The following is a 26,773-nucleotide window of genomic DNA, read 5'->3' on the forward strand; positions in this document are numbered from 1 at the left end:
GCATCCTCCCAGGTCAGGATCGCCCACTCGGAAGGAGAGGTTCCAACTTGTCCCAGCGGCTGATTTCGCAGCCGTTCGTCCGGCGGAAGGTCGCGTCCACCGTGCGCCCGCGCCAGCTCCCGCTGATCCGGGCGGTGGCCGGGCCGCCGTCCTGCGTGGTGCAGATCTGGTCCGGGGCGACGGCCGCAAAGGGGTCCTTGCCCTCACGGGCGAGCTGGTCCAGCCGCGCGCAGGCCCGCTCCCTCTGGGGGTGGTCGCCGCCGACAGGGTCGCACTCGAGCTGGTACTCCCGCTTCAACTGGGGGTTGCCCGTGGCGGTCATGGAGATGGCGAGTCGGTCGGGGGAGGCCAGCAGCCGCCCCAGGGGCAGCGGGGGCAGCGGCCCGGCGGCCGCGGCGGCCAGGGCGGAGGTGACGGCGAAGGCGGCGAGACGCAGCATGGGGCACTCCAGGTCGTCCGTACGTCGTACGCCTGACCAACGACACGGGCGCGCCGACGTTGCGTGCCGCCGGGGCTTTAAGGCTTTGCCCTCCGCCCGTCCCTGCTAGTACCGTGGGAGCGGATTGGTGAGGGGCCCTGCGCCTGTGTCATCATCTGCACGCACCCTCGTACGCGGGGGTGTGCTGGAGGCGTCGCCTAGTCCGGTCTATGGCGCCGCACTGCTAATGCGGTTTGGGGCTTACACCCCATCGAGGGTTCAAATCCCTCCGCCTCCGCACTTCACGAAGCCCCGGTCCGTACGGACCGGGGCTTCGGTGCGTTCGGGGTGCGAACTCGGGAGCCGCCGCCCGCCGCAGGGTGCTCCGGCTCGCGAGTGAACCTCCGGGACAGCCCCCCGCTCCAACCGGATGATCTTCTTCCAGGGCGTTTCCGCAGGTCAGAGCTGGTTTGGCTAATGGATTTCGCGTCCCGGCGAGGTCCATGTATTGTTGTTCTCGCAAGGCCAACGGGGCGCAAAACCCCAGGAAGCCAAGCACTCGTAGCTTAACGGATAGAGCATCTGACTACGGATCAGAAGGTTGCAGGTTCGAATCCTGCCGAGTGCACAGCAGGCCAGAGGCCCCCGGGAGAAATCCTGGGGGCCTCTGGCGTATGTCCTGTCGTATGTACTCCTCTGCTCCTCCTTGATGGGGAGGGAGTACCCCGGAGGTTGTCAGGGGTGGGATGGCTCTGACGGGGGACGCGGGTTACGGACGGGCGTCGGTACGGTCTTTTCAGATCGTTCGAGCATGATCGTTCGAACCTGAAGGGCGGGGGCTCTCATGGGACTGTTCGGAAACGCGCACAGCATCGACCACGCGTCGGCGCAGCGGGACTACGCGCGACTGCTGGGGCAGGGCGAGCAGGTGCACGCCGCCTATCTGCTGATCCGGGACACGATCCTGTTCACCGACCGGCGGCTGGTGCTCGTGGACAAGCAGGGACTCACGGGCAAGCAGGTCGAGTACCACTCCATCCCGTACCGGAGCATCACGCACTTCTCCGTGGAGACCGCCGGCCACTTCGATCTCGACGCCGAGCTCAAGATCTGGATATCCGGGAGCTCGGAGCCGATCGAGAAGACCTTCACCAAGGGGGTCGACATCTACGAGGTGCAGGCGATCCTGACGCAGTTCGTCGCCCGGTAGGAGGGTGCGGGGCTGCCCTCAGAGGACGCGGAGGCGGCCGAGCAGGGTGCCGTCGTCGGTCACCTTGAAGGCGCGGATGTGTCCGGCCCGGGTGTTTGAGGCGTACAGCTCGCACTCGTCGGGGGAGAAGACCACTCCGTTGGGGCCGAGGAAGCCGTCGGCCACCATCCGGACCTCGCCGGTGGCGGGGTCGGCCCGGTAGAGGTTGCAGGCGCCGATCTCGCTGGGAGCGCGTCGGCCCTCGTAGTCGCTCGTGATGCCGAAGTCGGGGTCGGAGAACCAGATCGATCCGTCCGAGCGGACGACCACGTCGTTCGGGCTGTTGAGCCGCTTGCCGTCGAAGCGGTCGGCGATCACGGTGAGGGTGCCGTCGGGTTCGGTGCGGGTGACGCGGCGGTTGCCCTGCTCACAGGTGATCAGGCGGCCTTCGCGGTCGAGGGTGTTGCCGTTGGAGTGGCAGGCCGGGGAGCGGAAGACGGAGACGGCGCCGGTCGCCTCGTCCCAGCGCAGCATCCGGTCGTTGGGGATGTCGCTCCACACCAGTTGCCGCCAGGCCGGCAGGTACAGCGGGCCTTCCGCCCAGCGGCAGTCGTCGTAGAGCCGCTCCAGTCGGGTGTCGCCGTTGGCGCAGCGGCCGGTCTGGAAGCGCTCGTCCAGGATCTCGTACAAGGTGAGGTCAGCTATGGCAGACGTGATTCCCATTGAGAGCAGATTGCCGAATTATGTTCGGTGTGATGGCGAGATTGCAGGATCCGGTACCGTCTTCGCAAGGGCCGACGGGCCCATGGGAGGAAAATCGCGTGGACGACATCGACCGGGCGCTCGTCCTGCGCCTGCAGGAGGACGCCAGCCAGTCGTACGCCGCTCTCGGCACGGCCGTCGGGCTCTCGGCCGGGGCCACCCACGAGCGTGTACGCAAACTCCGCGAGCGCGGGGTGATCCGGCGGACCACCGTCGAGGTCGACCCGGCCGCGGTCGGCAGCGGAGTGCTCGCCTACGTGATGGTCGACTCCAACGCCTGGATGGGTGAGTCCGGCGCCGCCTTCGCCGCGATCCCCGAGATCCAGGAGGCGCACATCATCGCGGGGAGCGCCTCGGTGCTGGTCAAGGTGCGCACGGCCTCGACCGGGCAGCTGCAGGATGTCCTGCGCCGCCTCTACGCCATCGACGGGGTCAGCGGTACGCACGCCACCGTCGTCCTGGACACCTTCTTCGAGCGGCCGCTCCCGCTGTGACCTGGTGGTGCACCGGGATCCGGTGGAACGACGGGCGGCCCGCCATCGGGTGGTACGGGCAGGGGCGCGGCGAGCGGGCGAGCGTGCTCGCCTACGGGCAGCGGCTGGCCTTCGTCGCACACGGGGAGCGGCACTGCCTCGGAGTGCGGCGGGCGGGGAAGCGGACGCCCTGCCCCACCGCTGCCGGCGTGCCCGGCCGCGCGGGGAATGCCCAGTGCCCCGAATGCGCGCGCCTGGACCGGTCGTTCTCGGTGGCCGCCGACACCAACGCGGCCGATCCGCGCACCTATCGGGTCTACCTGGCCTGGTTCGGGCCCGGGATGGTCAAGGTCGGCATCACCGCCGAGGAGCGGGGCCCGGCCCGGCTGCTGGAGCAGGGGGCGGTGGCCTGGGCCTGGCTGGGGCGCGGGCCGCTCATGGCCGCACGGCGCACCGAGGAGCTGCTGCGGGCGGCCCTCGGGGTGCCCGACCGGATCGCGTACGTCCGTAAGCGGGCCGTACGGGCGCACCTGCCGGCCGCGCCCGAGCGGGCCCGGGAGGTCGCCGAGCTGCACGCGCGGGCGGCCGCGCTGCCCGGGTGGCCGGAGTCGCTCGAACGGGTGGGCTGCGAAGTCGTCGACCACGCCGGGGTGTTCGGGCTGGCAGGGCTGCCCGCGCCCGGGCGGGTGATCACCGAGATGGTTCCCGGCGGGGCGGTCGTGGGCCTGCTGGCAGGGGCTGCCGGTCCCGATCTGCACCTCGCGGACGGGCTGGTGGTGGACACCCGGCTGCTGGCGGGCTGGGAGCTCGTCGGCCCGCCCGACGAGGCCGTGACCACCGTCCCGGTGGCCCAGGTCCCGGTCGCCGCCACCGCTCCCGGCGAGCAGGACGGGTTGTTCTGAGGGGTTCGTGGTCCCGCCCACCGCGACCAAGGTCAAAACTTGGATCCCTTTGGGCTTCCGGGGCGAATTCCGGTGGACATGCTGGGGGCCGCCGCCGAGGGTGGTGGGCATGACCACTCAGCCGGTACCGGCCTTCGAACCGCCTTATGTCATGGCCGTCTTCAGCAGCGTCCGCACCTCCGACGACAGCGGATATCCCGAGACCCTCGCCCGGATGAACGAGATCGTCGCGGAGAATCCCGGCTTCCTCGGCTACGAGTCCGCCCGCACCCCGGGAGGCCTCGGAATCACGGTCGCCTACTTCCGCGACCACGAGTCGCTCGGCGCGTGGCGCGAGGACCTGGAGCACCGGGCGGCCATGAAGCAGGGCCGCGCCGACTGGTACGAGAGCTACACCCTGCACGTCGCCACCGTCGAGCGGAGTCACGGCTTTGTCCGCAACGGCTGAGGCCGTCCGCGCCTTCCGGGAACGGCTCGGACTACCCGGACTGGTGGACGTCCACACGCACTTCATGCCCGAGCGGGTCCTGGACAAGGTATGGGACTACTTCGACGCGGTCGGCCCGATGACCGGTGTCGAGTGGCCCATCACCTACCGGCACGAGGAGGAGCAGCGCATCGCGCTCCTGCGGGAGTTCGGGGTCCGGGCCTTCACCGCGATGCTCTACCCGCACAAGCCGGCCATGGCCGCCTGGCTCAACGCCTGGTCCGCCGACTTCGCCGCCCGGACCCCCGACTGCCTGCACACCGCGACCTTCTTCCCGGAGGAGGGCGTGGCCTCGTACGTCCGGCAGGCCGTCGAATCCGGGGCGCGGATCTTCAAGGCTCACCTCCAGGTCGGTGGCTACGACCCGAACGACGACCGGCTCGACGCGGTGTGGGGGCTGCTGGCCGAGGCCGGGATCCCGATCGTGATCCACTGCGGCTCCGGACCCGCCCCCGGCAAGCACACCGGGCCCGAGCCGATCGCCCGGCTGCTGGCCGGCCATCCGCGGCTGCCGCTGGTCATCGCCCACATGGGCATGCCCGAGTACGCGGACTTCCTCGACCTCGCCGACCGGTACGGCGAGGTGCGGCTGGACACCACCATGGCCTTCACCGACTTCTCCGAGCAGGTCAGCCCCTTCCCGCCGGGCGACCTGGGCCGGCTCGCGGACCTCGGCGACCGGATCCTGCTCGGCACCGACTTCCCGAACATCCCCTACCCGTACGAGCACCAGCTCGACGCCCTGGAGCGGCTCGGCCTCGGGGACGGCTGGCTGCGGGCCGTCTGCCACGACAACGGCGCCCGCCTCTTCCGCGTCCCCGCCTGAGCGGTCCGCTCCGTTTCTCAGGGAATTCACAGGTAGGGGCAAGAACGCTCTCAGAGGCGCGGGTCAGCGTGGTTGCATGACTGCGACGACCACCTCCCACGCGTCCACGTCCACCATCAACCCCACCGCCCTGGTGCGGCCGGACGGAGGCCCCTGCCGGGTGCTCGTCGTCGACGACGAGGCCTCGCTCTCCGAGCTGCTGTCCATGGCCCTGCGCTACGAGGGCTGCGAGGTCCGCAGCGCCGGCGACGGGGCGGGCGCGGTGCGGGCGGCGCGGGAGTTCCGCCCGGACGTGGTGGTCCTCGACATCATGCTCCCCGACATGGACGGGCTCGCCGTCCTGGGGCAGCTGCGCCGGGAGATCCCCCAGCTCCCCGTGCTGTTCCTGACGGCCAAGGACTCCGTCGAGGACCGTATCGCGGGCCTCACGGCGGGCGGCGACGACTACGTCACCAAGCCGTTCAGCCTGGAGGAGGTCGTGGCCCGGTTGCGCGGCCTGGTCCGGCGTTCGGGAGCCGCCCAGGCGGCGCGCGGCGGCTCGGTGCTGGCCGTCGGCGACCTGCGGCTCGACGAGGACAGCCACGAGGTGGTCCGGGGCGGCCGGGAGATCCACCTGACCGCGACCGAGTTCGAGCTGCTGCGCTACCTGATGCGCAACCCGCGGCGGGTGTTGAGCAAGGCGCAGATCCTGGACCGGGTGTGGTCGTACGACTTCGGCGGCCAGGCCAATGTCGTGGAGCTCTACATCTCCTACCTGCGCCGGAAGCTGGAGAGCGGGCCCGGTATGGCCCCGATGATCCACACCCGGCGCGGGGCGGGCTACCTGATCAAGCCGGCCGAGTAGTGGCGCTGCGTCCGTCCCCGCATGCGCCGCGGCGCCCGGCCCGGCGTCCGGCTCCGCGTGCGGCCCGGCTGCTGCCGCCGGGTCTGGTCCGGCGGCTGCCGGCCCGCCGGCCCTGGTCCCTGCGGACCCGGCTGGTCGTCTCGGCCGTGGCGCTGATCGCCGTGGTGGGCGCGGCCATCGGGGCCGTCACCACCCTCGCGCTGCGCTCGTACCTGGTCGGCCGGCTCGACGAGCAGCTGACCACCTCGGTGGACATGGCCGGCCGGCCCCGCCCCGGGAAGGCGGCCCGCGAGAACATGGCCGACTTCGTGCTGGCTCCCGGCAACCCGACGGGCACCGCCGGGATCCGCCTCGACTCCGACGGCAAGGTCGCCGTCACCGCCCTCACCTCACGCGCCGAAGGGCCCGCCCTGGACCACGTCCGACCCCTGGCCGAGGCCCAGACCGCCGCGCTCGCCGAGGTCGCCCGCAAGGCCGCGCACGGCCGGACCGGGCCGGCGGACCTGGACCTGCCGGGGCTGGGTACCCATCGGGTTCTGGCCGCCCCCGACGGCAGCCTCGTCCTCGGCTTCCCGCTCAACGAGGTCGACTCCACCGTGAACACCCTGATCGCGGTCGAGGTCTGCGTCACCCTCGCCGGGCTGATCGCGGCCTCCCTGGCCGGACAGGCCCTGGTCGGCGTTGCCCTGCGCCCGCTGCGCCGGGTCGCGGCCACCGCCACCCGGGTCTCGGAACTGCCCCTGCACAGCGGTGAGCCGGCCCTCCACGAGCGGGTCCCGGACGCCGAAGCCGACCCCCGCACCGAGGTCGGTCAGGTCGGCGCGGCCCTCAACCGGATGCTGGGGCACGTCTCCTCCGCCCTCACGGCCCGCCAGCAGAGCGAGACGCGGGTCCGGCAGTTCGTGGCCGACGCCAGCCACGAGCTGCGCACCCCACTGGCCTCCATCCGCGGTTACGCCGAACTGACCCGCCGGGGGCGGGAGGAGACCGGCCCCGACACCCGGCACGCCCTGGGCCGGATCGAATCCGAGGCCACCCGGATGACCGGCCTGGTCGAGGACCTGTTGCTACTGGCCCGGCTCGACGCCGGGCGCCCGCCCTCCACCGGCCACACCGACACCGACCTGGCCCCCCTCGTGGTCGACGCCGTCAGCGATGCCCGGGCCGCCGGCCCCGAGCACCACTGGCGCCTGCGGCTGCCCGACGAGCCCGCGCCCGTCCGCGCCGATCCGGCCCGGATCCAGCAGGTCCTGGTGAACCTCCTGGCCAACGCGCGCACCCACACCCCGCCCGGGACCACCGTCACCGCCCATGTTTCACGTGAAACATCCGCCGTCCGGCTGCGGATCGAGGACGACGGGCCCGGCATCCCGCCCGCCCTGCTCCCCCACGTCTTCGAACGCTTCGCCCGCGGCGACGCCTCCCGCTCCCGGGCTGCCGGCTCCACCGGGCTCGGACTCGCCATCGTCGACGCCGTGGTCACCGCCCACGGCGGGCAGGTCGGCGTGCAGAGCGAGCCGGGGCGGACCCGCTTCGAGGTCCTGCTGCCCCTCGCACCCGACACCGACCGGGCGGCCGCGGACTCACAGACGGGGCACAGGCTCACCACACAGCGATGACAGGCCGTCCCACGAGGGTCGGAGCATGCGAACCGACACCTCTCCCGGGGCCCTTCCGGCACGGGCGCCCCTCGCGCCCGTGCCCGGCGAGCCCGTCCTCGACGTGGTGATCCCGGTCTACAACGAGGAGAAAGACCTCGGCCCCTGCGTGCGCAGGCTGCACGACCACCTCACCCGCACCTTCCCCTACCCCTTCCGGATCACCGTCGCCGACAACGCGAGCACCGACCGCACCCCCGAGGTCGCGGGAGCGCTCGCCGCGGCCCTGGACGGCGTGCGCAGCACCCGGCTGGAGGAGAAGGGCCGGGGCAGGGCCCTGCGGACCGTCTGGTCCGCCTCCGAGGCGCCCGTCCTCGCGTACATGGACGTGGACCTCTCCACCGACCTCAACGCCCTGCTCCCGCTGGTCGCCCCGCTGATCTCCGGCCACTCCGACCTGGCCATCGGCACCCGGCTCGCCCGCTCCTCCCGCGTGGTGCGGGGAGCGAAGCGGGAGTTCGTCTCCCGCGCCTACAACCTCCTCCTGCGCTCCTCCCTCGCCGCCCGGTTCAGCGACGCCCAGTGCGGGTTCAAGGCCATCCGGCGGGAGGTGGCCGAGCGGCTGCTGCCGCTGGTGGAGGACTCCGGCTGGTTCTTCGACACCGAACTGCTGGTGCTCGCCGAGCGGGCCGGACTGCGGATCCACGAGGTGCCGGTGGACTGGGTCGACGACCCCGACTCCACCGTCCACATCGTCAGGACCGCCGCCGAGGACCTCAAGGGCGTGTGGCGGGTGGGCCGGGCGCTGGCTGTCGGCGCGCTCCCGCTCGACCGGCTCGCCCGCCCCTTCGGCGACGATCCGCGCGACCGCTCCGCCCTGCCCGGGGTGCCGGGCGGGCTGGCCCGCCAGCTGCTCGGCTTCTGCGCCGTCGGAGCACTGTCCACCCTCCTCTACCTGCTGCTCTACTCCGCGTTCCGTACCGGCACCGGTCCGCAGCTGGCCAACGGAGCCGCCCTGCTGCTCTCCGCCGTGGCCAATACCGCCGCCAACCGACGGCTGACCTTCGGTGTGCGCGGCCGGGACCGGGCCGTGCGCCACCAGGCACAGGGGCTGGTGGTGTTCGCCATCGGGCTGGCCCTGACCAGCGGTTCCCTCGCCGCCCTCGGGGCGGCAGCGGCCCATCCCGCGCACAGCACCGAGCTGGCCGTCCTGATCACCGCCAACCTCGCGGCCACCGTGCTGCGCTTCCTGCTCTTCCGCGCCTGGGTCTTCCCCGAGCGGCGCGGCCCCGAGATCCCTACGACCGAGGACGGCCGATGACCACGGCAGCAGTACCCCTCTTCCCGGCCGCCGAGGCCCGGGCCCATACGGGCCGGCCTCGCTGGGAACGCCCCGCCCTCGCCGGACTCCTGATCGCCACCGCCGCCCTGCTGCTGTGGGACCTGGGCTCCTCCGGCTACGCCAACTCCTTCTACTCCGCGGCCGTACAGGCGGGCAGCGAAAGCTGGAAGGCCTTCTTCTTCGGGTCCTCGGACGCCGGGAACTCCATCACCGTCGACAAGCCCCCGGCCGCGCTGTGGCCGATGATGCTGTCGGTCCGGCTGTTCGGGCTCGGTTCCTGGCAGATCCTCGTCCCGCAGGCCTTGATGGGCGTGGCGACGACCGCGGTGCTGTACGCCGCCGTACGACGCCAGTTCGGGCCGGGGGCCGCCCTGCTGAGCGGCGCCGTCTTCGCGCTCATGCCGGTGGCCGCGCTGATGTTCCGCTTCAACAACCCCGACGCGCTGCTGACCCTGCTGCTGACGGTCACCGTGTACTGCCTGCTGCGGGCCCTGGACGGGGCGCACACCCGATGGCTGGTGTGGGCGGGCGTCGCGGTCGGCTTCGCCTTCCTCACCAAGACCCTCCAGGCCTTCGTCATCCTGCCGCCGCTCGCCCTCCTGTACGCGGTCTGCGCGCCGACCCGGCTGCGCAGGCGACTGGGCCAGCTGCTGCTGGCCGGGCTCGCGATGGTGGTGGCCGGCGGATGGTGGGTGGCGATCGTGGAGTTGTGGCCCGCCTCCTCCCGCCCGTACATCGGCGGCTCCCAGAACAACTCCTTCCTGGAACTGACCCTCGGCTACAACGGCCTGGGGCGGATCAACGGCAACGAGACGGGCAGCGTCGGCGGCGGCACGCGGACCGGCGGGGCCGCGGCCTACGGCATGCCCGAGGGCGGTCCGGTGCTCGCCGGCCGCGGCGGGGGCTGGGGGGAGACCGGCATCGACCGGCTCTTCTCGTCCAACATCGGCGGCCAGATCTCCTGGCTGCTGCCCGCCGCGCTGATCATGCTCGTGGCCGGACTGGTCGTCACCTGGCGGGCCCGGCGGGCCACGGACTCGCTGGAGGGCATGGCCCGGGCGGCCTTCCTGGCCTGGGGCGGCGCGCTGCTGATCACTGCGCTCGTCTTCAGCTACATGCAGGGCATCTTCCACGAGTACTACACCGTGGCGCTGGCGCCGTTCGTGGCGGCGCTGGTCGGCATGGGCGTGGGGGTGCTCTGGGAGGAGCGGGGCAGCCGGGCCGCCCTGTTCACGCTGTCCGGCACGCTCGCCGTGACGGCCGTCTGGTCGTACGTCCTGCTCGGCCGGGCCACGGACTATCTGCCGTGGCTGCGCTGGGCGGTGCTGGTGGGCGGGCTGGTCGCGGCGGCCGCACTGCCGTTCGCGGCCGGGGCCGGGCGGCGGGTGCTGCTGGCCACCGCGGCGCTGGGGCTGGGCGCGGCCCTGGCGGGTCCGCTCGCGTACTGCCTGACCACCGTGAGCACCGGGCACGCCGGTTCCATCGTGACGGCCGGGCCCGCGGTGGCGGGCGGCCGGGGCGGGCCCGGTGGGATGAGGTTCGGGCCCGCCGGGGAGCAGGGGACGGTGGAGGGCGGGCCGGGTGGCGCTCCGCAGGGCGGCCGCCAAGGCGGTCAGCAGGGCGGGCCCCAGGGCGGTCCCGGTCCGATGACGCCGAACGGCCAGGGCGGCCAGGGCGGCCAGGGCGGTCAAGCAGGTCAGGGCGGTCAAGCAGGTCAGGGCGCTCCGGGCGGCCAGGCGGGGCGGGTCTTGGAGCGGTTCGCCGGGGGCCAGGGCGGGCCCGGCGGCCTGCTGAACGGCACCAAGGTCGGCGCCGAGGCCAAGGCGGCCCTCCGCGCGGACGCCGACAAGTACACCTGGGCGGCGGCGGCCATCGGCTCCCAGAACGCGGCCAGTTACCAACTGGCCTCGGAGGCACCCGTGATGGCCATCGGCGGCTTCAACGGCAGCGACCCCTCGCCGACCCTGGAGCAGTTCAAGCAATACGTGCGGGACGGCAGGATCCACTGGTTCATCGGCCAGGGCGGCCTCGACGCGGCCGGCGGGACAGGCGGGACCGGAGAAGCGGCCGGGACGGCCCAGGGCGCAGCCCGGATGGGTGGCCCGGGCGGAGCCACCGGCACGGCCATCGAGAACTGGATCAAGGCCACCTTCAAGGCCACCACGATCGGCGGAGCCACCTTCTACGACCTGACGGCCCCTACGAGCGCAGTCGCGTCCTGATCCGGCGTCACAGGTGGCACACCGCCTAGCATCAAGAGGGCGGACCGGGCATTCCGGGCTGATCCACCTGGCGCGAGGAGGGTGCCTCCATGGTGACCGCGGGCGATTGCGGGGAGATCCGGACCAGTGTGTGGCTGGCCGCCAGGCGCGCCGCTCCCGCCAGACGCCGCAGCGAGGCGCCCTGCGGGCTCGACCGGGAGCGGATCACCGCGGCCACCGTGCGGCTCCTCGACTCCGAGGGGCTGGGGCGGTTCTCGATGCGGCGGCTCGCCGCCGGGCTCGGGGTCACCGCGATGTCCCTGTACTGGTACGTGGACACCAAGCACGATCTGCTCGAACTCGCCCTGGACAGCGCCCTGGGCGAGCTGGCCCTCGCCCCCGGCTCGCCGCCTGACGGCTGGCCGGGCCGGCTGCGGGCGCTGGCCCGGGGCTACCGGAGGATGCTGGCGGACCACCCCTGGGTGGCCCCGCTCACCGCCGCCTATCCGAACATCGGCCCGCACGCCCGGGCCTTCGACGCCGCCCTCCAGCGGCTACTGGACGCCACCGGCCTGGGGGACTCCGCCCGGACCGGGGCGCACCTGGCCGTCTCGCAGTTCCTGCACGGCTGCGGGGGCGCGGTGCGGAGGGCGCCCGAAGGGGACTTCTGCCTCGCGCTCGACGTGCTGATCGCGGGGATCGAGGCGAAGGCCACCGCCTAGTCCGGGCGGTGGCCTTCGTGCTGTCCGCGGAGCGTGCTCAGGCCTTGGCCGGCACCTCGGAGGTGGTGGCCTCCGCCGACTCCGACTCCGACTCCGACTCCGAGTCCGACTCCGAGTCCGACTCCGAGTCCGAGTCCGAGGCCGCGGCCGGGGCGTGGGCGGCCGGCTTCGACTTCAGCGCGACCTCCTTGATGAACAGGCAGAGCAGCAGGGCGAGCAGCGCGGTGGGCGCCGCGTAGAGGAAGACGTCCCCGACGCCGTGCCCGTACGCCGACTCGACGACCGTACGGATCGGCGCCGGCAGCTTGTCCAGGTCCGGGATGCCGCCGCCGCCCGTGCCGCCGTGGCCGAGCGCCGCGGCCTTGGGGCCGAGGGCGGTCAGGCCGTCCTTCACGTATCCGGTCACCTGGTGCGCCATGACCGCGCCGAGCGCCGAGACGCCCATGGCACCGCCGAGCGAGCGGAAGAAGGTGACGACCGAGCTGGCCGCGCCCAGGTCCTCGGGGGCCACCTGGTTCTGGGTGGCGAGGACCAGGTTCTGCATCATCATGCCGAGACCGAGGCCGGTCAGTGCCATGTAGACCGCGATGTGCCAGTACGGGGTGTCGTAGCGCAGGGTGCCCAGCAGGCCGAGTCCGGCCGTCAGCAGCACACCGCCGCAGACGAGCCACGCCTTCCACTTGCCGGTCTTGGTGATCACCTGACCGGAAACGGTGGAGGAGACGAAGAGCCCGCCGATCATCGGAATGGTGAGGATTCCGGACATCGTGGGGGACTCGCCGCGGGCCAGCTGGAAGAACTGGCTGAAAAACACGGTGCCCGAGAACATCGCGATGCCGACGAACAGCGAGGCCGCCGAGGCGAGCGAGATGGTCTTGTTGCGGAACAGCCGCAGCGGGATGATCGGGTCGCTCGCCCGGGACTCGACGAGGACGAAGAGCAGGCCCAGCACCACCGCGCCGCCGGTCATCGCCCAGGTCTGCCAGGAGATCCACGCGTAGGAGTCACCGGCCTGCGTGACCCAGATCAGCAGGAGCGAGACGGCGCCGCTGATCAGGAAGGCGCCCAGCCAGTCGACCTTGACGTCGCGGCGGACGACGGGGAGGTGCAGGGTGCGCTGGAGCACGATCAGCGCGATGATCGCGAAGGGCACGCCGACGTAGAAGCACCAGCGCCAGCCCAGCCACTCGGTGTCGGTGATGACGCCGCCCAGCAGCGGGCCGCCGACGGTGGCGACGGCGAAGACCGCGCCGAGGTAGCCGCTGTACCGGCCGCGCTCGCGCGGGGAGATCATCGCGGCCATCACGATCTGCGCGAGGGCGGACAGGCCGCCGACGCCGATGCCCTGGACCACGCGGCAGGCGATGAGCATGCCGGTGTTCTGGGACATGCCCGCGACCACGGAGCCGAGGACGTAGACCACCAGCGATATCTGGACCAGCAGCTTCTTGCTGAAGAGGTCGGACAGCTTGCCCCACAGCGGGGTGGCGGCCGTCATCGACAGCAGGGCGGCGGTGACCACCCAGGTGTAGGAGGACTGGGTGCCGCCGAGGTCGGTGATGATCTGGGGCAGGGCGTTCGAGACGATCGTGGAGGACAGGATCGCGACGAACATGCCGAGCATCAGCCCGGACAGTGCCTTCATGATCTGCGGGTGGGTCATGGGCGCGACGCCGTCGGACGTCGTCTCCGACTTGGCCATGTGTTTCCTTCGGTTCTAGAAGCTCGATCGGAGTCGGGCCAGCAGGGTGTTGAGTACGTCGATGTCCTCGTGGGACCAGTCGGCCAGCGCTCTTTCCAGCGCGGCCGTGTAGCGGGCGCCGAGCTCGGCCAGCAGGGCCCGTCCGGCCGGGGTGAGCCGCAGGATCCGGCAGCGGCCGTCGCCCGGGTCGGGCTCGCGCTCGATCCAGCCGCGCTCGGCCACGTGCGTGACGTGCCGGCTGGTGACCGAGATGTCGACCGCCATGAACGTGGCCAGCAGGCTCAGCCGCATCTCGCCGTGCCGGTCGAGCACGGTGAGGACGGCGGCGGCGCCGGGCGGGCAGTCCGGGGGCAGCACGCGGGCGAGGTCGCGTTTGACCGCCCCGATGCCGGTGAGCTGGCGGGCCAGCTCCTCGTGCCGGGAGCCCGGCCTGGGCTGCCTCGTCTCCGATGTCCCCGTCGCTTCCGTCGTCTGCGTGGCCACCGGGCCGCCCCCCATCTCGTTGCTTAGAGCAACCATAGAAGCGGATGGTTGCTACAGGCAAATGAATCCCGGGGGTGGGGCGGTAAAGGAATCGGAAAACCGGCTAGGGTCCTGCTCCATGGCTGACAACCACAACTCACAGGGCCCCGAGGGCAACTACGACCCCGCGGGCAGCACCCAGATGTTCCGTGCGTTCGTCGAGGAGGCCGCACCGGCCAGGCAGACGCCCGCCGGCTCGCGCCGCCAGCGCCGCGAGGAGGAGCAGCAGGCCGCCGGCTCCAAGAAGTGGCTCGGGGTGGGCATCGCCATCGTGCTCGCCTTCGGCGCCGCCCTGTGGGTCGTCCTGCACTGACCGCACGGGCCGCACCGACGGGCCGGCGACGCCACGGGCCCGGACTCAGCTCCAGACGGCCGTGACCTTCCGCGTCTCCACCCGCATGCCCAGTGGGACACGCCAGGCCTCCACGCACACCGTGTAGGTCTGCGTCTTCGCGGCCGAGCCCGCGATGGGCGCGGGAAGCGGCTGGGTGGTGGTGATCGTGGCCCAGTCGATGCCGAGGGCGCCGATGATGTGGGTCGCGAAGCTGACCGTGCCGGAACGCGCCGCGGTCGTCCCGGTGTTGGTGAACGTGACGGTGACCCGCTCGCACCAGCGGTCGGCCGCGGCCGCCCGGGTCGGTGTGGACAGTGTCAGCCGCGCCGGGGTGACCGCGGGCGCCGGCGGGGTCGTGCCCGGCCTGGTCCCCGGGGCCGTCGGCGTGCCGGGGGTTCCCGGGGTGGTCCCGGGGGTCGTGGGGCTGCCCGGACCGCCGGGGCCGGGGCTGCCGGGTGGTGTGGTGGCCGGGCCGGCTCCGGGCGGGGTGCCGGGGGTGCCTGCCGAGCCGCCGGGTGTGGCGGCCGTGGCTCCGCCCGGGGCGGAGCCACCGGGCGGCCCGTACCCCGGGGTACCGGTCGACGTATCGGAAGAGGACTCGGAGGATCCGCCCGCCGCGGACGGGCCGCCGAGCTGCTGGAACTCCACCCGGCCCTGGGGTGCCACGTTCTCCCCCGGTCCCCGTTCGGGGCCCGGGGCGGCGGCGCCCACGGCGACGTAGCCGTCCCGCGCCGGGCCGCCGCAGCCGGTGAGGCCGGCGGCGGCCGTGCAGCACAGGGCGAGGAGGATGGCCGCGCGAGGTCCCTTTCGCATCGCGCCAGTTTTCCTGACGCTCCGTCAATTGGGAACCCCGTGGGGCCCTGTCACTCCCCGATGAGGCCTACGCGCAGCTGCGCGAGCGTGCGGGTCAGCAGTCGGGACACGTGCATCTGGGAGATGCCGACCTCCTCGCCGATCTGCGACTGCGTCATGTTCGCGAAGAACCGCAGCATGATGATCTGCCGCTCCCGGGGCGGGAGTTTGGCGAGCAGCGGCTTCAGCGACTCGCGGTACTCGACGCCCTCCAGCGCGGAGTCCTCGTAGCCGAGGCGGTCCGCGAGCGAGCCCTCGCCGCCCTCGTCCTCGGGTGAGGGCGAGTCGAGCGAGGAGGCGGTGTACGCGTTGCCCACGGCGAGGCCGTCGACGACGTCCTCCTCCGAGACCCCGAGTACGGCGGCGAGCTCCGGGACGGTCGGCGAGCGGTCCAGCTTCTGGGCGAGCTCGTCACTGGCCTTGGTCAGCGCGAGGCGCAGCTCCTGGAGCCGGCGCGGGACGCGGACGGACCAGGAGGTGTCCCTAAAGAATCGTTTGATCTCGCCCACGACGGTCGGCATCGCGAACGTCGGGAACTCCACGCCGCGTTCGCAGTCGAACCGGTCGATCGCCTTGATCAGGCCGATCGTGCCGACCTGGACGATGTCCTCCATCGGCTCGTTGCGGCTGCGGAAGCGGGCCGCCGCGTACCGGACCAGGGGCAGGTTCAGCTCGATCAGGGTGTCGCGTACGTACGCCCGTTCCGGGCTGTCCGCGTCCAGGGCGGCGAGGCGCTGGAAGAGGGAGCGGGACAGGGTGCGGGTGTCGATGGCTTCCGAGCGGTCAGGCACGGCAGGTGCTGCCGGCGCCGTGCTCTTGACGAGCGTGAGCACCTTGGAGCTGCCCTGGTCTACGGACATGCCACCCCCTTGAGGTCGCGGACGGTCGCGTGCGGTGCGCCCGTCGGAGGAACGCAGCCTCCACCTGAATACCGGAGGCGGGGCTGCGGCAAACGCGGTTCCAGCAGAATGTCACATGTCGGCAACACGCTGTAGCGCCAAGTCGACATATATCTCCAGCGACAGACGAGATCAGACGGACGGTCAGCCCGTTCTGTCGGGAAACGCGTGAATGATCTCCACCCGATCCGGTTACGCCTCGATCCTGTTTGCGGATCTCAGTCGGGCGAAGCTCCGGGCGAGCAGCCGGGAGACGTGCATCTGGGATACGCCCAGCTCGGCGCTGATCTGCGACTGCGTCAGATTGTTGTAGTACCGCAGGAGGAGGATCCGCTGCTCCCGCTCGGGCAGTTGTACGAGGAGATGGCGGACGAGGTCGCGGTGTTCGACCCCGGCCAGCTCCGGGTCCTCGTAGCCGAGGCGGTCGAGCAGGCCGGGCATGCCGTCGCCCTCCTGGGCGGCCTCGAGCGAGGTCGCGTGGTAGCTCCGGCCGGCCTCGATGCAGGAGAGCACCTCGTCCTCGGTGATGCGCAGCCGCTCGGCGATCTCGGGGGTGGTGGGGGTGCGGCCGTGGAGGGTGGTGAGGTCCTCGGTGGCGGCGTTGACCTGCACCCACAGCTCGTGGAGGCGGCGCGGCACGTGGACGGTGCGGACGTTGTCGCGGAAGTAGCGCTTGATCTCGCCCACGACGGTCGGCATCGCGAAGGTCGGGAACTGCACGCCGCGGTCGGGGTCGAAGCGGTCGATCGCGTTGATCAGGCCGATGGTGCCGACCTGGACCACGTCCTCCATCGGCTCGTTGCGGCTGCGGAAGCGGGCGGCCGCGTAGCGGACCAGGGGGAGGTTGGCCTCGATGAGGGCTCCGCGCACCCGGTTGTGCTCGCTGGTGCCCGGCTCCAGCGCCTTCAGCTGCCCGAAGAGGACCTGGGTCAGGGCCCGGGTGTCCGCGCCCCGGCTCGGCGGTCTGGGGGGCGCGGGGGCGGTCGCAGGGGCCGCCGGGGGTTCCTCGGGCGGCTCCTGCCGGAGCTCCTGCCTCGGCTCGGGGGGCGGCTCGTGCCGGGGCGGTACCTGGGGGTCCTGCTGGGGTGGCACCTGAGGCGCAGTACTGGCCGGCACGGTCACGCCACCCCTTCGGTCAACTCGGTCAACTCATCCGTCAAAAGCGGTCATAGCATCACAAGACATGTGCACTGTGTGCAAGCACCGGATATCACCGTGTTGAGGGCAAGTTGGGCATATCGGGGCATTGCGTCCGATGGTGGGTATGCAAAAAACCCCCCACCCGTCGGAGTGGGGGGCCGGGAAGTCCGGGAACCGGTTCAGAGTACGGGCTCAGCGCACCAGTTCGGTCATGAACTCGCCGATGCCGGAGGCGGCATCCGATATCCCCTGGAAACCGATTCCCACCATCTCGGCCGCCCGCTTGGGCTGGGTGATGATCACGAAGAGGACGAACACGGTGAGGGCGCCCGTGATGAGCTTCTTGGTGTCCATGAGCGGTGACGGCCTCCCCAACCGGTCCTGCACGGTCGGGTGAGTCTAACCGGTCAAGTTTGGACACTCACCCGGCCTTTAAGGACCAATGACCCGCCACTCCGGGTCCTTTGCCGCTGTGTCCCCGGTTGCGGTGGGCGCAGGATTGATGTGAGCCCACCGGTTCTGGCAGGAAATCGGTGGGTGAGGGACAGGACCTCACTGCGGGGTCCGAGCCGCAAGCTTCCCCCCTGACTGCGGCTCGGGCTGGCAGGTCCGTCCTCATCGGGGGAAGTGGCTTTGTCCCCCCGATGCCACTTCCCCCGTCCCACACGTCGAAGGCCCCGACCCCGGTCGGGGCCTTCTTCGCGTTTCCGGGGTCCCGCCGCTACTGGACGGCGCCGGCCAGGTCGAGGATCGGCGCCACGGGGGCGATCACGGGCTCCAGCTGGTTGGGCAGCTGCGTCAGCTGGTTGAGCTGGTTGGCGCCTTCGGTGAGCTTCCCGCCGATCTCCTGCACGGAGGCGGGCTGGGCCCCCGCGGGCATGCCCGGAGCGGCGGTGGGGAGGTCCGGGAGGGTGAGGGGGGCGATGGGCGCGGCCGAGGCGGCGGGTGCGGCGAGGCCCGCGGCGGCCCCCGCGAGGGCGATGGCGGCGAGCATGCGCTGGGTCTTGGTCATGCCGTGACAACGGCCGAGGGGGCGGGCGGTCACGGCGCTGTCCTCCGGACGATTGCGATGATTGCGACGATTGCGCGGGCGAAACGACGAGAGCCCCGACCCTTGCGGGGCGGGGCTCTCGATCGGAGCGGTAGTGGAGGGATTTGAACCCCCGATGGGTTGCCCCATACTCGCTTTCGAGGCGAGCTCCTTCGGCCACTCGGACACACTACCGAGATGGATCCTAGCCTAAGGAGCCTCATTCGCTGAAATCGGAATCCGCCGGGGCGGTCACAGGTCCCGGAAGAAGTCCGTCAGCTGCCGTGCGCACTCCTCGGCGAGCACGCCGCGCACCACCTCGGGCCGGTGGTTGAGCCGGCGGTCCCGTACGAGGTCCCACAGCGACCCGGCCGCGCCCGCCTTCTCGTCGTCCGCGCCGTAGACGACCCGGGCGACGCGTGACTGCACGAGCGCGCCCGCGCACATCACGCACGGCTCCAGGGTCACCACCAGGGTGCACCCCGGAAGCCGCCATTCCCCGAGCCGGGCGGCCGCCCGGCGCAGTGCGACCACCTCGGCGTGCGCCGTGGGGTCGCCGGTCGCCTCGCGCTCGTTGTACCCGGTGGCCAGGATCTCGCCGTCCGGGCCGAGCACGACGGCGCCGACCGGTACGTCACCGGCCGGCACCGCCCGGGCGGCCTCCGCGAGCGCGAGGCGCATGGAGGCCCGCCACGGGTCCCGTACGGGATCGGGGTCGGCATCGGGTCCGTGTTCGAGGTCGTGCGTGTGGATCACTAGCGGACGGCCTCCAGGACGTCGGTGGCACCGAGTGACTCGGCGATCTCCGAGAGGGCGTCCCCGTCCAGGTTCTCCAGCTGCTTGTGGGAGACCCCGAGGTCGTCGAGCAGCCGGGGGTCGCCGAGCGGACCGGACGGCACCGGCTCCGCGCCGGTCCCGCCCGCCTCGTCCTCTTCGTCGTCCTCGTCGGTGAAGGCGGTGATGGCGTCCTCCTCACCGTCCTCGGTGCCGTCCAGGTCCAGCTCGTCGAGTTCGTCGTCCTCCTCGTCGGTGCCCAGCAGCTCTTTGGTCAGCATCGAGCCGTAGGAGCTGCGGGCGGCCGCGGAGGCGTTCGATACGAAATACCGCGGGTCCTCCTCGCCGTCCACGCGGACGACGCCGAACCAGGCGTCCTCCTGCTCGATGAGGGCGACCACCGTGTCGTCGTCGACAGCGGCGGAACGGGCGAGATCGATCAGATCACTGAGGGACTCGACGTCGTCGAGTTCCATGTCGCTCGCTTCCCACCCGTCTTCGGTGCGCGCGAGCAGTGCGGCGAAATACACCGTGACTCTCCCACTGGTCTTAGGCGTGCCGGTTGGAGGTCCCCCCGGCCGGAGGTTGGGGCAAAGCGGCTGTGGTGCCCGCCGTCCTGCTCCGCCCAATCGGCATCGTGGCAGAAACGGCGGCGTTGCGAGAGGTCTTCCGCGCTTGCGTCGTGTCGTACCGGGGCGACACCCCCGACAACGGCGGGGGGCGTGGTCACCAGCGGAAGGTGCGCATGCGCATTTGTTGGCGCATGCGGGCCGCGCGGGCGCGGCGGGGCTGGACGCGGTCGCGGAGTTCGCGCGCCTCCATCAGGTCGCGCAGGAACTGCGCGCGGCGCGCTCTGCGCTGGGCCGCGGTTTCCGGCGCGTCGTCGCTCGGCTGTGTGTCGGGCATCGGCCACCACCCCAGGCTGGTCGGTCGTCCCCCTCCGCTCCCACCTTCCCCCGGACGGGCCGTTTGATGCCACCCCTGTGCAGGTCAGGCATCGTCCGTGAGGGTCGGGACCACCGCCACCGGGCCGTGGGCGTGCTGGAGCACCGCGTTCGCCACCGAGCCGATCAAGAGCGACATGGCGGTGCGCCGCGGGTGGTGGCGGCCCACGACCACCAGGGCCGCCGACCGGGAGGCCTCGACCAGCCGGCCCGCCGGGTCCCCGGGCACCGCGGCCTGCTCCACCGGGACGTCCGGGTACCGGGTGCGGAAGGGCGCCAGGCGCTCGGTCTGCGCCCGCAGCATCTCCCGTTCGGCCGGTACGCCGTCCCCGTCGTCCGCCAGCCCCTCGGGCGGGATCACCGCGAACGGGCTGTCGATCACCATGGTCGGCGCCGGCGGGACGGCGTACGCCGAGACCACCTGGACGGTGGTCCCCCGCACGGCCGCCTCCGCGAAGGCGAAGGCCAGTACGTCGTCGGGCGTCTCTGCGGCGTGCAGGCCGAGCACCACCCGTCCGGCGGAAGCCCCCGTCTCGGCATCGGCGCTCCGCTCCGCGTGCGGAACCACCACCACCGGGCACGGGGCCGTCGTCGCCACGGCCCGGCTGTTGGAGCCGAGCAGCAGGCTGGCGAAGCCGCCGCGCCCCCGGGACCCCATCACCAGCATCCGCGCCTCCGCCCCGATCACCCGCAGTGCCTCGGGGACCGAGCCCTCCAGCGATTCGTACTGCACCCCCTCCGGCAGCTCGGAGCGCCCGCCGAGCAGCGCCCGGATCCGCTCGCTCACCGGGTCGGTGAACTCCTCCGGCTCCGAGCGGTCGTGCAGTGCCGAGCGGCGGCCGGCATACAACTGGGCGTGGTCGGGCAGTACATGGGCGATCAGGAGCCCCGTATCGTGCCGCAGGGCCGCGGCCCTGGCCCATTCGAGGGCCTTGAGGCTGTGTTCGGATCCGTCGACGGCTGCGACCACCGGTGCGTTGCTCGTCCCGTTGCTCATCAGTCCAGCCTGCTGGGCTCCTGCGCGGGTCGCATCCCCAGACGGACACGAAGGGCCCGCTCCAGCGCGTAGCCTTTTGTGTGTGGGTCGCGTCTCGCGGCCGTTTTTGCAGGTCGCAGGCCGAGTTTTGGAGGATGTTGTGCGTTTGCAGGTCGTCGATCACCCCTTGGTGGCGCACAAACTCACCACCCTGCGCGACAAGCGCACCGACTCCCCCACCTTCCGGCGCCTCGCCGACGAGCTGGTGACCCTGCTCGCGTACGAGGCCACCCGGGACGTGCGCACCGAGCAGGCCGACATCGAGACCCCGGTCGGCCCGACCACCGGCGTCAAGCTCTCCCACCCGCGCCCGCTGGTCGTGCCGATCCTGCGCGCCGGCCTCGGCATGCTCGACGGCATGGTGCGGCTCCTGCCGACCGCCGAGGTGGGCTTCCTGGGCATGGTCCGCAACGAGGAGACCCTGGAGGCCTCCACGTACGCGACGCGCATGCCGGAGGACCTCTCCGGGCGGCAGGTCTACGTCGTCGACCCGATGCTCGCCACCGGCGGCACGCTCGTCGCGGCGATCCAGGAGCTGATCAAGCGCGGCGCCGACGACGTCACCGCCGTGGTGCTGCTGGCCGCGCCCGAGGGTGTGGACGTCATGGAGCGCGAGCTCGCCGGCACGCCGGTCACCGTCGTGACCGCCGCGGTCGACGAGCGGCTCAACGAGCACGGCTACATCGTGCCGGGCCTGGGCGACGCGGGCGACCGGATGTACGGCTCCGCGGAGTAGATCAGCACTTCTTGACGGGCGCGGGCTCGGGGTTGGCCAGGACGGCCAGCGCCTTGTCCGCGTCCGCCTTCGTGTTGAGCTCCTTGAAGGCGTCGCCGAGGATCAGGTCGATGTCGGCGGTCTCGCGGGCGTCGGTCTGCTGCGTGACGCCGGCGAGCTGGGTGCCCAGGACGGAGAAGGCGGCCTTGTCGGTCGCCGGGGAGCCGAGCAGTATCCCGGTCCCGGGGACCTTCTTGTCGAAGTCGGCCGGGGCGTTGCCGACGTTGCCGATGACGAAGCCGCGTTTCCTCAGCTCGTCGCCGACGGCCTTGGCCAGGCCCGCCCGCGGGGTCGCGTTGTAGACGTTGACGGTGATCTCGCCGGGCTGGGGGAGGACGACCGCCGGTTTCGCAGCGGCCGGGGAGGCGGCGGCGGGGCCGCCCTTGGCGGCGGATCCGGGGGAGGCGGTCGGGCAGTCCCTGCCGCCAGCGGCCGTGTTCCGTTTGGAGCTGTCGCCCCAGAACACGTCGATGAGCTGCAGCGCCCCGTAGCCGACCAGGGCGAGGGCGAGGACCGAGCCGAGTACGGCGAGGACGATGCGGCGGCGGCTCCGCTTACGGCTCATCCGCGGGTAGGCGGCTCCCGTGACGCGGTACTTTCCGCCCATGCCGGGGGGAGTGAGCATGCTCATGGGCGCAGCGTAGTGCCGCCCGGGAGCGATGCCTACTAAATGATCTGCTGATAGGTCAATGCTGACCCGAAAGGCGCAATCTACGCGAAGCGCCGATCAGCCCGGTGCGTTCCGTCAGTCCATTTCGAGGACGCGGGCGTGCAGGACCTGGCGCTGCTGGAGTGCCGCGCGGACGGCGCGGTGCAGCCCGTCCTCCAGGTAGAGGTCGCCCCGCCACTTCACGACGTGCGCGAAGAGGTCGCCGTAGAAGGTCGAGTCCTCGGCGAGCAGCGTTTCGAGGTCCAGCTGGCCCTTGGTCGTCACCAGCTGGTCGAGCCGGACCGGGCGCGGCGCGACGTCCGCCCACTGCCGAGTGCTTTCCCGGCCGTGGTCGGGGTACGGCTTTCCGTTACCGATGCGCTTGAAGATCACACGGAAAGCCTACCGGGCCGGTGGCTGCGGGCGCAGCCTCGCGACGTTGGTGCAAAAGTGTCAAACAGCACCAATTCGGGAGTGATGCATGAGTGAGAGCACCGACCCTGCCGTCGCGGCGGGTCCGGCGGACGAGATCGCCGCCGGATACGCCTTCACGGGACCCGCGCTCGACCTGGGGGCCCTGCTCTGGGACGGCGGCTGCCTGCCCGACCGCCAGATCCGCATCCCCCTGTCGATGCTCAACCGGCACGGACTGGTCGCGGGCGCCACCGGCACCGGCAAGACCAAGACGCTCCAGCTCATCGCCGAGCAGCTGTCCGCCAACGGCGTCCCGGTCTTCCTCGCCGACATCAAGGGCGACGTCTCGGGCATCTCGGCGCCGGGCACGGCCAACGAGAGGATCGAGGAACGGGCCCAGGACGTGGCCCAGGAGTGGGAGGCCACCGGCTTCCCGAGCGAGTTCTACTCGCTGGGCGGGATCGGCCCCGGCATCCCGGTCCGGTCGACCGTGACGAGCTTCGGCCCGGTGCTCATGTCGAAGGTGCTCCAGCTCAACCAGACGCAGGAGCAGTCCCTCGGGCTGATCTTCCACTACGCCGATTCCAAGGGCCTGGAGCTGATCGACCTCAAGGACCTGCGCGCGGTCGTCGCCTTCCTCGTCTCCGATCAGGGAAAACAGGAGCTCAAGGGCATCGGCGGGCTGTCCACGGTGACGGCCGGGGTGATCCTGCGGGCGCTGACCGCCTTCGAGCAGCAGGGGGCCTCGGAGTTCTTCGGCGAGCCGGAGTTCGACACGAGCGAGTTCCTCCGTACGGCGGCGGACGGGCGCGGGCTCGTCTCCGTACTGGAGCTCCCCGCGGTCCAGGACAAGCCGCAGCTCTTCTCGACCTTCCTGATGTGGCTGCTGGCCGACCTCTACACCGACCTGCCGGAGGTCGGCGACCTGGAGCAGCCCAAGCTCGTCTTCTTCTTCGACGAGGCCCACCTGCTCTTCAACGGCGCCTCGAAGGCCTTCCTGGAGTCGATCACCCAGACCGTGCGGCTGATCCGCTCCAAGGGCATCGGCGTCTTCTTCGTGACCCAGACCCCCAAGGACGTACCGGCGGACGTGCTCGCCCAGCTCGGCAACCGGGTGCAGCACGCGCTGCGGGCCTTCACCCCCGACGACGCGAAGGCGCTGAAGGCGACCGTGAAGACCTTCCCCAACTCCGCCTACGACCTGGAGGAGCTGCTCACCGGGCTGGGGACGGGTGAGGCGGTCATCACCGTGCTCAGCGAGAAGGGCGCCCCGACCCCGGTCGCGGCGACCCGGCTGCGCGCCCCGCAGTCGCTGATGGGGCCGATCGAGGCGACGGCCCTGGACCGGGCGGTGAAGTCCTCGCTGCTGTACTCGCGCTACGCGGAGGCGGTCGACCGCGAGTCGGCGTACGAGAGGATCAGCGCCGAGCAGGCCGCCGCGGAGGCGGAAGCGGAGGCTGCCGCGGCGGCGGCAGCGGCCGAGAAGCAGGCCAAGGAGGCGGAGAAGGAGGCCGCGCGGGCGGCGCGCAGCGCCCCGAAGCCGGATCCCTCGCTGGCCGAGCAGGTGGTGGGGAGCGGGCTGTTCCGCTCGCTGGCCCGGTCGATCGGGACCCAGCTGGGCCGGGAGATCTCGCGCTCGATCTTCGGAACGGCCCGCCGGCGTCGCTGACCTCCCGGTCGGGGTACCGCCACCTGCCGGTCGCAGGCGCGGACACCCCGGCCGGCCGGGGGCGGACGCCTCGGGCCCGCCGCGCGCGGACGGCTCGGCTCGCCGCAGGCGTTCCGTACTCCAGACGGAATCGAGGAAACCTGGTGCCGCCACCCGGGCGGGCGCTGACAGACTCGGAGCATGCGGACCGAACTCACCGACACCACGTCAAGCAAGGTCAACCGGGCCCTGCTCGAAGCCCGCCGGGCCATAGGCAGCCCCGCCACCGGCCTGGTCCTGACGCTCGTCATAGCCACCGACGAGGAGAACGCCTACGACGCCGTCCGCGCGGCCTCCGAGGCCTCGCGCGAGCACCCCTGCCGCATCATCGCGGTGATCAAGCGGACCTCGCGGGGCCCGCACAGCCTGCGCACGAGCCGGCTGGACGCGGAGCTGCGGGTCGGCTCGGACGCCGGGACCGGCGAGATCGTGCTGCTGCGCCTGCACGGGGCGCTGACCGGGCAGGCCGGCTCGGTGGTCCTGCCGCTGCTCGTGCCGGACGCCCCGGTGGTGGCCTGGTGGCCGGCCGACGCCCCCGCCGATCTGGCCCAGGACCCCCTGGGCGCGCTGGCCCAGCGCCGGATCACCGACGCGAACGCCGCCTTCGACCCCGTCGCCGTACTCGACGAGCGGGCCGCCGGCTACCAGCCCGGCGACACGGACCTGGCCTGGACCCGGCTCACGCCGTGGCGGGCGCTGCTGGCGGCCGCCCTGGACCAGAAGCCGCTGCCGGTGACCGGCGCGACCGTGGAGAGCGAGGCCGACAACGTCAGCGCCGAGCTGCTCGCGCGCTGGCTGGAGGACCGCCTCGGCGTGCCCGTCACCCGGCTGGAGAGCGCGGGCCCGGTGATCACCCGGGTCAGCCTCCAGACCACGGGCGGGGAGATCCGCGTGGACCGGCCGGCCGGCAAGCTGGCCACCCTGAGCCTGCCCGGGAGCCCCGACCGCAAGGTGGCCCTGAAGATCCGCAGCGACGCGGAGCTGATCGCGGAGGAGCTGCGCCGCCTCGACGCGGACGTGGTCTACGGCTCCGCGCTGCGGCGGCGGCCGCTCCAGGCGGAGCTCTCCGCGTAGTGGTTGTCGTAGGTGGCTGAGCTGTCCTTGATGTCCTGCACGGTGGCCTCGCCCGCGTTGACGCGGCCGAGGAGCCGGTAGTAGTCGAAGCGGCCCATGCCGGGGGTGAAGCCGACGAAGACGCCGGCCGTGTGCCCGGCGGCGGGTGCGAAGGCGTGCTTGACCCCCGGCGGGATCGCGATGAAGTCACCGGCGTCGAGGGTCTGGATCTCGTCGCCGACGAGGACGTCGAGGCGGCCGGCCGTCACGTGGAAGAACTCGGTGGCCTTGGTGTGGAAGTGCACCGGGGCCCCGGCCGCGCCCTCGTCGAAGGTGGCGGTGTTGCAGGTGAGCTCGGCGGTGTCGGTGAGCAGCGTGATGAGGCTGCCGGGGGCGTCCTGGATGGCTTCGGCGGTGGCGGCGCGGGTCGCGATCTCTGTCATGTCCCTCAATCTACGGTCCGGATAGACCGGTGACAGGGGTCAATCGACAGTCCATCAGATCGGTCAATTCGGCGCGGTGACCAGGTCGGTCAGGGCGGTCAGGGCGATCAGGGCGTCAGGACGTCTTCGCGGCCTTGGCGGCGGCCTTCATCTCCTGCTTGTGGGCCCGCACCTTGGCCAGCGACTCCGGTCCGGTGATGTCGGCGGCGGAGCGGTAGACGTTCGCCGGCCCGTAGGCGCCCGCGGCCTCCCGCCAGCCCTTCGGGCGGACCCCGAACCGCTTGCCCAGCAGGGCGAGGAAGATCTGGGCCTTCTGCTCGCCGAAGCCGGGCAGCGCCTTGAGCCGCTTCAGCAGCTCCTCCCCGGTCGCGGCGTCGGCCCAGACGGCCTCGGCCTCGCCGCCGTAGTGCTCCACGAGGTACGCGCACAGCTGCTGGATCCGCTTCGCCATCGAGCCCGGATAGCGGTGGACGGCGGGCTTCTCGGAGAGGAGGGCGGCGAAGGCCTCCGGGTCGTACGCGGCGATGGCGTGCGCGTCGAGGTCGTCGGAGCCGAGCCGCCGGGCGATCGTCCAGGGCCCCGAGAACGCCCACTCCATCGGCACCTGCTGGTCGAGCAGCATCCCGACGAGTGCGGCGAGCGGGCTCCGGCCGAGCAGCGCGTCGGCCTCGGGCTGTTGCGCGAGGCGGATGGTCTTGTCCATGGCTCCAGGTTCCCGCGCGGCGGGGCCGGGC

General features: G+C 71.9%; 29 protein-coding genes, 3 tRNA genes and 2 pseudogenes. 16 read left to right on the top strand and 18 right to left on the bottom strand.

The features are described from left to right. Positions 1–13: 13 nt before the first annotated feature. Entirely contained in the window at positions 14–439 is a 426-nt protein-coding gene (locus ACGFYU_RS14720; protein WP_393827659.1) for an SSI family serine proteinase inhibitor, read from the bottom strand. 186 nt (positions 440–625) lie between these two features. Here ACGFYU_RS14720 and ACGFYU_RS14725 point away from each other — a divergent pair. From ACGFYU_RS14725 to ACGFYU_RS14735, 3 genes are all read left to right on the top strand, one after another. After that, positions 626–716: transfer RNA gene (locus tag ACGFYU_RS14725), tRNA-Ser, on the top strand. 257 nt (positions 717–973) lie between these two features. Next, a tRNA-Arg gene (locus ACGFYU_RS14730) sits at positions 974–1,046 on the top strand. Positions 1,047–1,262: 216 nt separating this feature from the next. Beyond that, on the top strand, positions 1,263–1,628 hold the full coding sequence (locus ACGFYU_RS14735; protein WP_393827660.1) for a PH domain-containing protein: 366 nt from the start codon (positions 1,263–1,265) through the stop codon (positions 1,626–1,628). A gap of 36 nt (positions 1,629–1,664) precedes the next feature. Here ACGFYU_RS14735 and ACGFYU_RS14740 read toward each other — a convergent pair. Beyond that, positions 1,665–2,330: pseudogene (locus ACGFYU_RS14740) on the bottom strand (SMP-30/gluconolactonase/LRE family protein); the annotation flags it as partial. A 98-nt stretch (positions 2,331–2,428) separates the two neighbouring features. Here ACGFYU_RS14740 and ACGFYU_RS14745 point away from each other — a divergent pair. From ACGFYU_RS14745 to ACGFYU_RS14785, 9 genes are all read left to right on the top strand, one after another. Beyond that, entirely contained in the window at positions 2,429–2,863 is a 435-nt protein-coding gene (locus ACGFYU_RS14745; protein ID WP_393827661.1) for an Lrp/AsnC family transcriptional regulator, read from the top strand. Continuing rightward, entirely contained in the window at positions 2,860–3,744 is an 885-nt protein-coding gene (locus tag ACGFYU_RS14750; RefSeq protein ID WP_393827662.1) for a DUF2797 domain-containing protein, read from the top strand. Before ACGFYU_RS14745 ends, ACGFYU_RS14750 begins: the two co-directional genes overlap by 4 nt. A 109-nt stretch (positions 3,745–3,853) precedes the next feature. Beyond that, positions 3,854–4,192: an antibiotic biosynthesis monooxygenase family protein gene (locus ACGFYU_RS14755; RefSeq protein WP_393827663.1), complete on the top strand. Its 339-nt coding sequence runs from the start codon at positions 3,854–3,856 to the stop codon at positions 4,190–4,192. Beyond that, positions 4,176–5,057, top strand: coding sequence for an amidohydrolase family protein (locus tag ACGFYU_RS14760; RefSeq protein ID WP_393827664.1), 882 nt, complete (start codon positions 4,176–4,178; stop codon positions 5,055–5,057). Before ACGFYU_RS14755 ends, ACGFYU_RS14760 begins: the two co-directional genes overlap by 17 nt. Positions 5,058–5,133: 76 nt before the next feature. Then, positions 5,134–5,901 carry a response regulator transcription factor gene (locus ACGFYU_RS14765; RefSeq protein ID WP_393827665.1) on the top strand — a complete coding sequence of 256 codons (768 nt, stop codon included), beginning with the start codon at positions 5,134–5,136 and terminating at the stop codon, positions 5,899–5,901. Positions 5,902–5,984: 83 nt separating this feature from the next. Next, positions 5,985–7,520 (top strand): ATP-binding protein, encoded by a 1,536-nt coding sequence (locus tag ACGFYU_RS14770; RefSeq protein WP_393827776.1) that lies wholly within the window; start codon positions 5,985–5,987, stop codon positions 7,518–7,520. Between the two features lie 25 nt (positions 7,521–7,545). After that, on the top strand, positions 7,546–8,820 hold the full coding sequence (locus ACGFYU_RS14775) for a glycosyltransferase (RefSeq protein ID WP_393827666.1): 1,275 nt from the start codon (positions 7,546–7,548) through the stop codon (positions 8,818–8,820). Continuing rightward, positions 8,817–11,063 (top strand): ArnT family glycosyltransferase, encoded by a 2,247-nt coding sequence (locus ACGFYU_RS14780; protein ID WP_393827667.1) that lies wholly within the window; start codon positions 8,817–8,819, stop codon positions 11,061–11,063. Before ACGFYU_RS14775 ends, ACGFYU_RS14780 begins: the two co-directional genes overlap by 4 nt. Positions 11,064–11,152: 89 nt before the next feature. Then, positions 11,153–11,764: a TetR/AcrR family transcriptional regulator gene (locus ACGFYU_RS14785; protein WP_393827668.1), complete on the top strand. Its 612-nt coding sequence runs from the start codon at positions 11,153–11,155 to the stop codon at positions 11,762–11,764. A gap of 139 nt (positions 11,765–11,903) precedes the next feature. On the opposite strand, the pseudogene ACGFYU_RS14790 reads toward ACGFYU_RS14785, so the two are convergent. After that, positions 11,904–13,466, bottom strand: a pseudogene (locus ACGFYU_RS14790) (MDR family MFS transporter); the annotation flags it as partial. A 15-nt stretch (positions 13,467–13,481) separates the two neighbouring features. After that, positions 13,482–13,874, bottom strand: a complete 393-nt coding sequence (locus ACGFYU_RS14795) for a MarR family winged helix-turn-helix transcriptional regulator (protein WP_393827777.1) — start codon at positions 13,872–13,874, stop codon at positions 13,482–13,484. A 193-nt stretch (positions 13,875–14,067) separates the two neighbouring features. Here ACGFYU_RS14795 and ACGFYU_RS14800 point away from each other — a divergent pair, with 193 nt between their 5' ends. Continuing rightward, complete coding sequence (locus tag ACGFYU_RS14800; RefSeq protein ID WP_393827669.1) at positions 14,068–14,301, top strand: hypothetical protein; 234 nt, start codon at positions 14,068–14,070, stop codon at positions 14,299–14,301. Positions 14,302–14,346: 45 nt separating this feature from the next. Here ACGFYU_RS14800 and ACGFYU_RS14805 read toward each other — a convergent pair whose 3' ends face one another. From ACGFYU_RS14805 to ACGFYU_RS14850, 10 genes are all read right to left on the bottom strand, one after another. Then, complete coding sequence (locus ACGFYU_RS14805) at positions 14,347–15,135, bottom strand: hypothetical protein (protein ID WP_393827670.1); 789 nt, start codon at positions 15,133–15,135, stop codon at positions 14,347–14,349. A 50-nt stretch (positions 15,136–15,185) separates the two neighbouring features. Next, positions 15,186–16,034: an RNA polymerase sigma factor SigF gene (locus ACGFYU_RS14810; RefSeq protein WP_393827671.1), complete on the bottom strand. Its 849-nt coding sequence runs from the start codon at positions 16,032–16,034 to the stop codon at positions 15,186–15,188. A gap of 231 nt (positions 16,035–16,265) precedes the next feature. Then, positions 16,266–17,189 carry an RNA polymerase sigma factor SigF gene (locus ACGFYU_RS14815; RefSeq protein ID WP_393827672.1) on the bottom strand — a complete coding sequence of 308 codons (924 nt, stop codon included), beginning with the start codon at positions 17,187–17,189 and terminating at the stop codon, positions 16,266–16,268. A gap of 216 nt (positions 17,190–17,405) precedes the next feature. After that, positions 17,406–17,567 carry a hypothetical protein gene (locus ACGFYU_RS14820; protein ID WP_215014193.1) on the bottom strand — a complete coding sequence of 54 codons (162 nt, stop codon included), beginning with the start codon at positions 17,565–17,567 and terminating at the stop codon, positions 17,406–17,408. 367 nt (positions 17,568–17,934) lie between these two features. Beyond that, entirely contained in the window at positions 17,935–18,258 is a 324-nt protein-coding gene (locus ACGFYU_RS14825; protein ID WP_393827673.1) for a hypothetical protein, read from the bottom strand. 95 nt (positions 18,259–18,353) lie between these two features. Next, positions 18,354–18,438, bottom strand: a tRNA-Ser gene (locus tag ACGFYU_RS14830). Between the two features lie 57 nt (positions 18,439–18,495). Further along, entirely contained in the window at positions 18,496–18,924 is a 429-nt protein-coding gene (gene tadA, locus ACGFYU_RS14835) for a tRNA adenosine(34) deaminase TadA (RefSeq protein WP_393827778.1), read from the bottom strand. A gap of 74 nt (positions 18,925–18,998) precedes the next feature. Beyond that, positions 18,999–19,547, bottom strand: a complete 549-nt coding sequence (locus ACGFYU_RS14840) for a hypothetical protein (RefSeq protein WP_393827674.1) — start codon at positions 19,545–19,547, stop codon at positions 18,999–19,001. A gap of 196 nt (positions 19,548–19,743) precedes the next feature. Next, entirely contained in the window at positions 19,744–19,938 is a 195-nt protein-coding gene (locus tag ACGFYU_RS14845) for a hypothetical protein (protein WP_393827779.1), read from the bottom strand. Between the two features lie 69 nt (positions 19,939–20,007). Next, the gene (locus ACGFYU_RS14850; RefSeq protein WP_393827675.1) at positions 20,008–20,958 is read right to left on the bottom strand and encodes a universal stress protein; all 951 of its coding nucleotides are present in this window, start codon (positions 20,956–20,958) and stop codon (positions 20,008–20,010) included. A gap of 139 nt (positions 20,959–21,097) precedes the next feature. Here ACGFYU_RS14850 and upp point away from each other — a divergent pair, with 139 nt between their 5' ends. Continuing rightward, complete coding sequence (gene upp / locus ACGFYU_RS14855; RefSeq protein ID WP_393827676.1) at positions 21,098–21,733, top strand: uracil phosphoribosyltransferase; 636 nt, start codon at positions 21,098–21,100, stop codon at positions 21,731–21,733. A 1-nt stretch (position 21,734) separates the two neighbouring features. On the opposite strand, the gene ACGFYU_RS14860 is transcribed toward upp, so the two are convergent. Then, on the bottom strand, positions 21,735–22,403 hold the full coding sequence (locus tag ACGFYU_RS14860; RefSeq protein ID WP_393827677.1) for a LytR C-terminal domain-containing protein: 669 nt from the start codon (positions 22,401–22,403) through the stop codon (positions 21,735–21,737). 114 nt (positions 22,404–22,517) lie between these two features. Further along, positions 22,518–22,814 (bottom strand): type II toxin-antitoxin system VapB family antitoxin, encoded by a 297-nt coding sequence (locus tag ACGFYU_RS14865; protein WP_017240525.1) that lies wholly within the window; start codon positions 22,812–22,814, stop codon positions 22,518–22,520. An 88-nt stretch (positions 22,815–22,902) separates the two neighbouring features. Between ACGFYU_RS14865 and ACGFYU_RS14870 the strand changes: the two genes are divergently transcribed. Then, the gene (locus ACGFYU_RS14870) at positions 22,903–24,504 is read left to right on the top strand and encodes a helicase HerA-like domain-containing protein (RefSeq protein ID WP_393827678.1); all 1,602 of its coding nucleotides are present in this window, start codon (positions 22,903–22,905) and stop codon (positions 24,502–24,504) included. A 180-nt stretch (positions 24,505–24,684) separates the two neighbouring features. Next, positions 24,685–25,617, top strand: a complete 933-nt coding sequence (opcA, locus tag ACGFYU_RS14875; RefSeq protein ID WP_393827679.1) for a glucose-6-phosphate dehydrogenase assembly protein OpcA — start codon at positions 24,685–24,687, stop codon at positions 25,615–25,617. On the opposite strand, the gene ACGFYU_RS14880 is transcribed toward opcA, so the two are convergent. Continuing rightward, on the bottom strand, positions 25,566–26,039 hold the full coding sequence (locus ACGFYU_RS14880; protein ID WP_393827680.1) for a cupin domain-containing protein: 474 nt from the start codon (positions 26,037–26,039) through the stop codon (positions 25,566–25,568). The genes opcA and ACGFYU_RS14880 overlap by 52 nt on opposite strands. A 115-nt stretch (positions 26,040–26,154) precedes the next feature. Continuing rightward, positions 26,155–26,742 carry an HhH-GPD-type base excision DNA repair protein gene (locus tag ACGFYU_RS14885; RefSeq protein ID WP_393827681.1) on the bottom strand — a complete coding sequence of 196 codons (588 nt, stop codon included), beginning with the start codon at positions 26,740–26,742 and terminating at the stop codon, positions 26,155–26,157. Positions 26,743–26,773 lie beyond the last annotated feature (31 nt).

The sequence above is a fragment of the Streptomyces sp. NPDC048337 genome (assembly GCF_043201175.1).
Classification (GTDB): Bacteria; Actinomycetota; Actinomycetes; order Streptomycetales; family Streptomycetaceae; genus Streptomyces.

Coding starts and splice junctions, on each gene's coding strand:
- ACGFYU_RS14720 (WP_393827659.1), bottom strand. CDS start 439: ATGCTGCGTCTCGCCGCCTTCGCCGTCACCTCCGCCCTGGCCGCCGCG.
- ACGFYU_RS14735 (WP_393827660.1), top strand. CDS start 1,263: ATGGGACTGTTCGGAAACGCGCACAGCATCGACCACGCGTCGGCGCAG.
- ACGFYU_RS14755 (WP_393827663.1), top strand. CDS start 3,854: ATGACCACTCAGCCGGTACCGGCCTTCGAACCGCCTTATGTCATGGCC.
- ACGFYU_RS14765 (WP_393827665.1), top strand. CDS start 5,134: ATGACTGCGACGACCACCTCCCACGCGTCCACGTCCACCATCAACCCC.
- ACGFYU_RS14775 (WP_393827666.1), top strand. CDS start 7,546: ATGCGAACCGACACCTCTCCCGGGGCCCTTCCGGCACGGGCGCCCCTC.
- ACGFYU_RS14780 (WP_393827667.1), top strand. CDS start 8,817: ATGACCACGGCAGCAGTACCCCTCTTCCCGGCCGCCGAGGCCCGGGCC.
- ACGFYU_RS14785 (WP_393827668.1), top strand. CDS start 11,153: ATGGTGACCGCGGGCGATTGCGGGGAGATCCGGACCAGTGTGTGGCTG.
- ACGFYU_RS14800 (WP_393827669.1), top strand. CDS start 14,068: ATGGCTGACAACCACAACTCACAGGGCCCCGAGGGCAACTACGACCCC.
- ACGFYU_RS14805 (WP_393827670.1), bottom strand. CDS start 15,135: ATGCGAAAGGGACCTCGCGCGGCCATCCTCCTCGCCCTGTGCTGCACG.
- ACGFYU_RS14810 (WP_393827671.1), bottom strand. CDS start 16,034: ATGTCCGTAGACCAGGGCAGCTCCAAGGTGCTCACGCTCGTCAAGAGC.
- ACGFYU_RS14820 (WP_215014193.1), bottom strand. CDS start 17,567: ATGGACACCAAGAAGCTCATCACGGGCGCCCTCACCGTGTTCGTCCTC.
- tadA (WP_393827778.1), bottom strand. CDS start 18,924: ATGCGCCTCGCGCTCGCGGAGGCCGCCCGGGCGGTGCCGGCCGGTGAC.
- ACGFYU_RS14850 (WP_393827675.1), bottom strand. CDS start 20,958: ATGAGCAACGGGACGAGCAACGCACCGGTGGTCGCAGCCGTCGACGGA.
- ACGFYU_RS14860 (WP_393827677.1), bottom strand. CDS start 22,403: ATGAGCATGCTCACTCCCCCCGGCATGGGCGGAAAGTACCGCGTCACG.
- ACGFYU_RS14870 (WP_393827678.1), top strand. CDS start 22,903: ATGAGTGAGAGCACCGACCCTGCCGTCGCGGCGGGTCCGGCGGACGAG.
- opcA (WP_393827679.1), top strand. CDS start 24,685: ATGCGGACCGAACTCACCGACACCACGTCAAGCAAGGTCAACCGGGCC.
- ACGFYU_RS14880 (WP_393827680.1), bottom strand. CDS start 26,039: ATGACAGAGATCGCGACCCGCGCCGCCACCGCCGAAGCCATCCAGGAC.
- ACGFYU_RS14885 (WP_393827681.1), bottom strand. CDS start 26,742: ATGGACAAGACCATCCGCCTCGCGCAACAGCCCGAGGCCGACGCGCTG.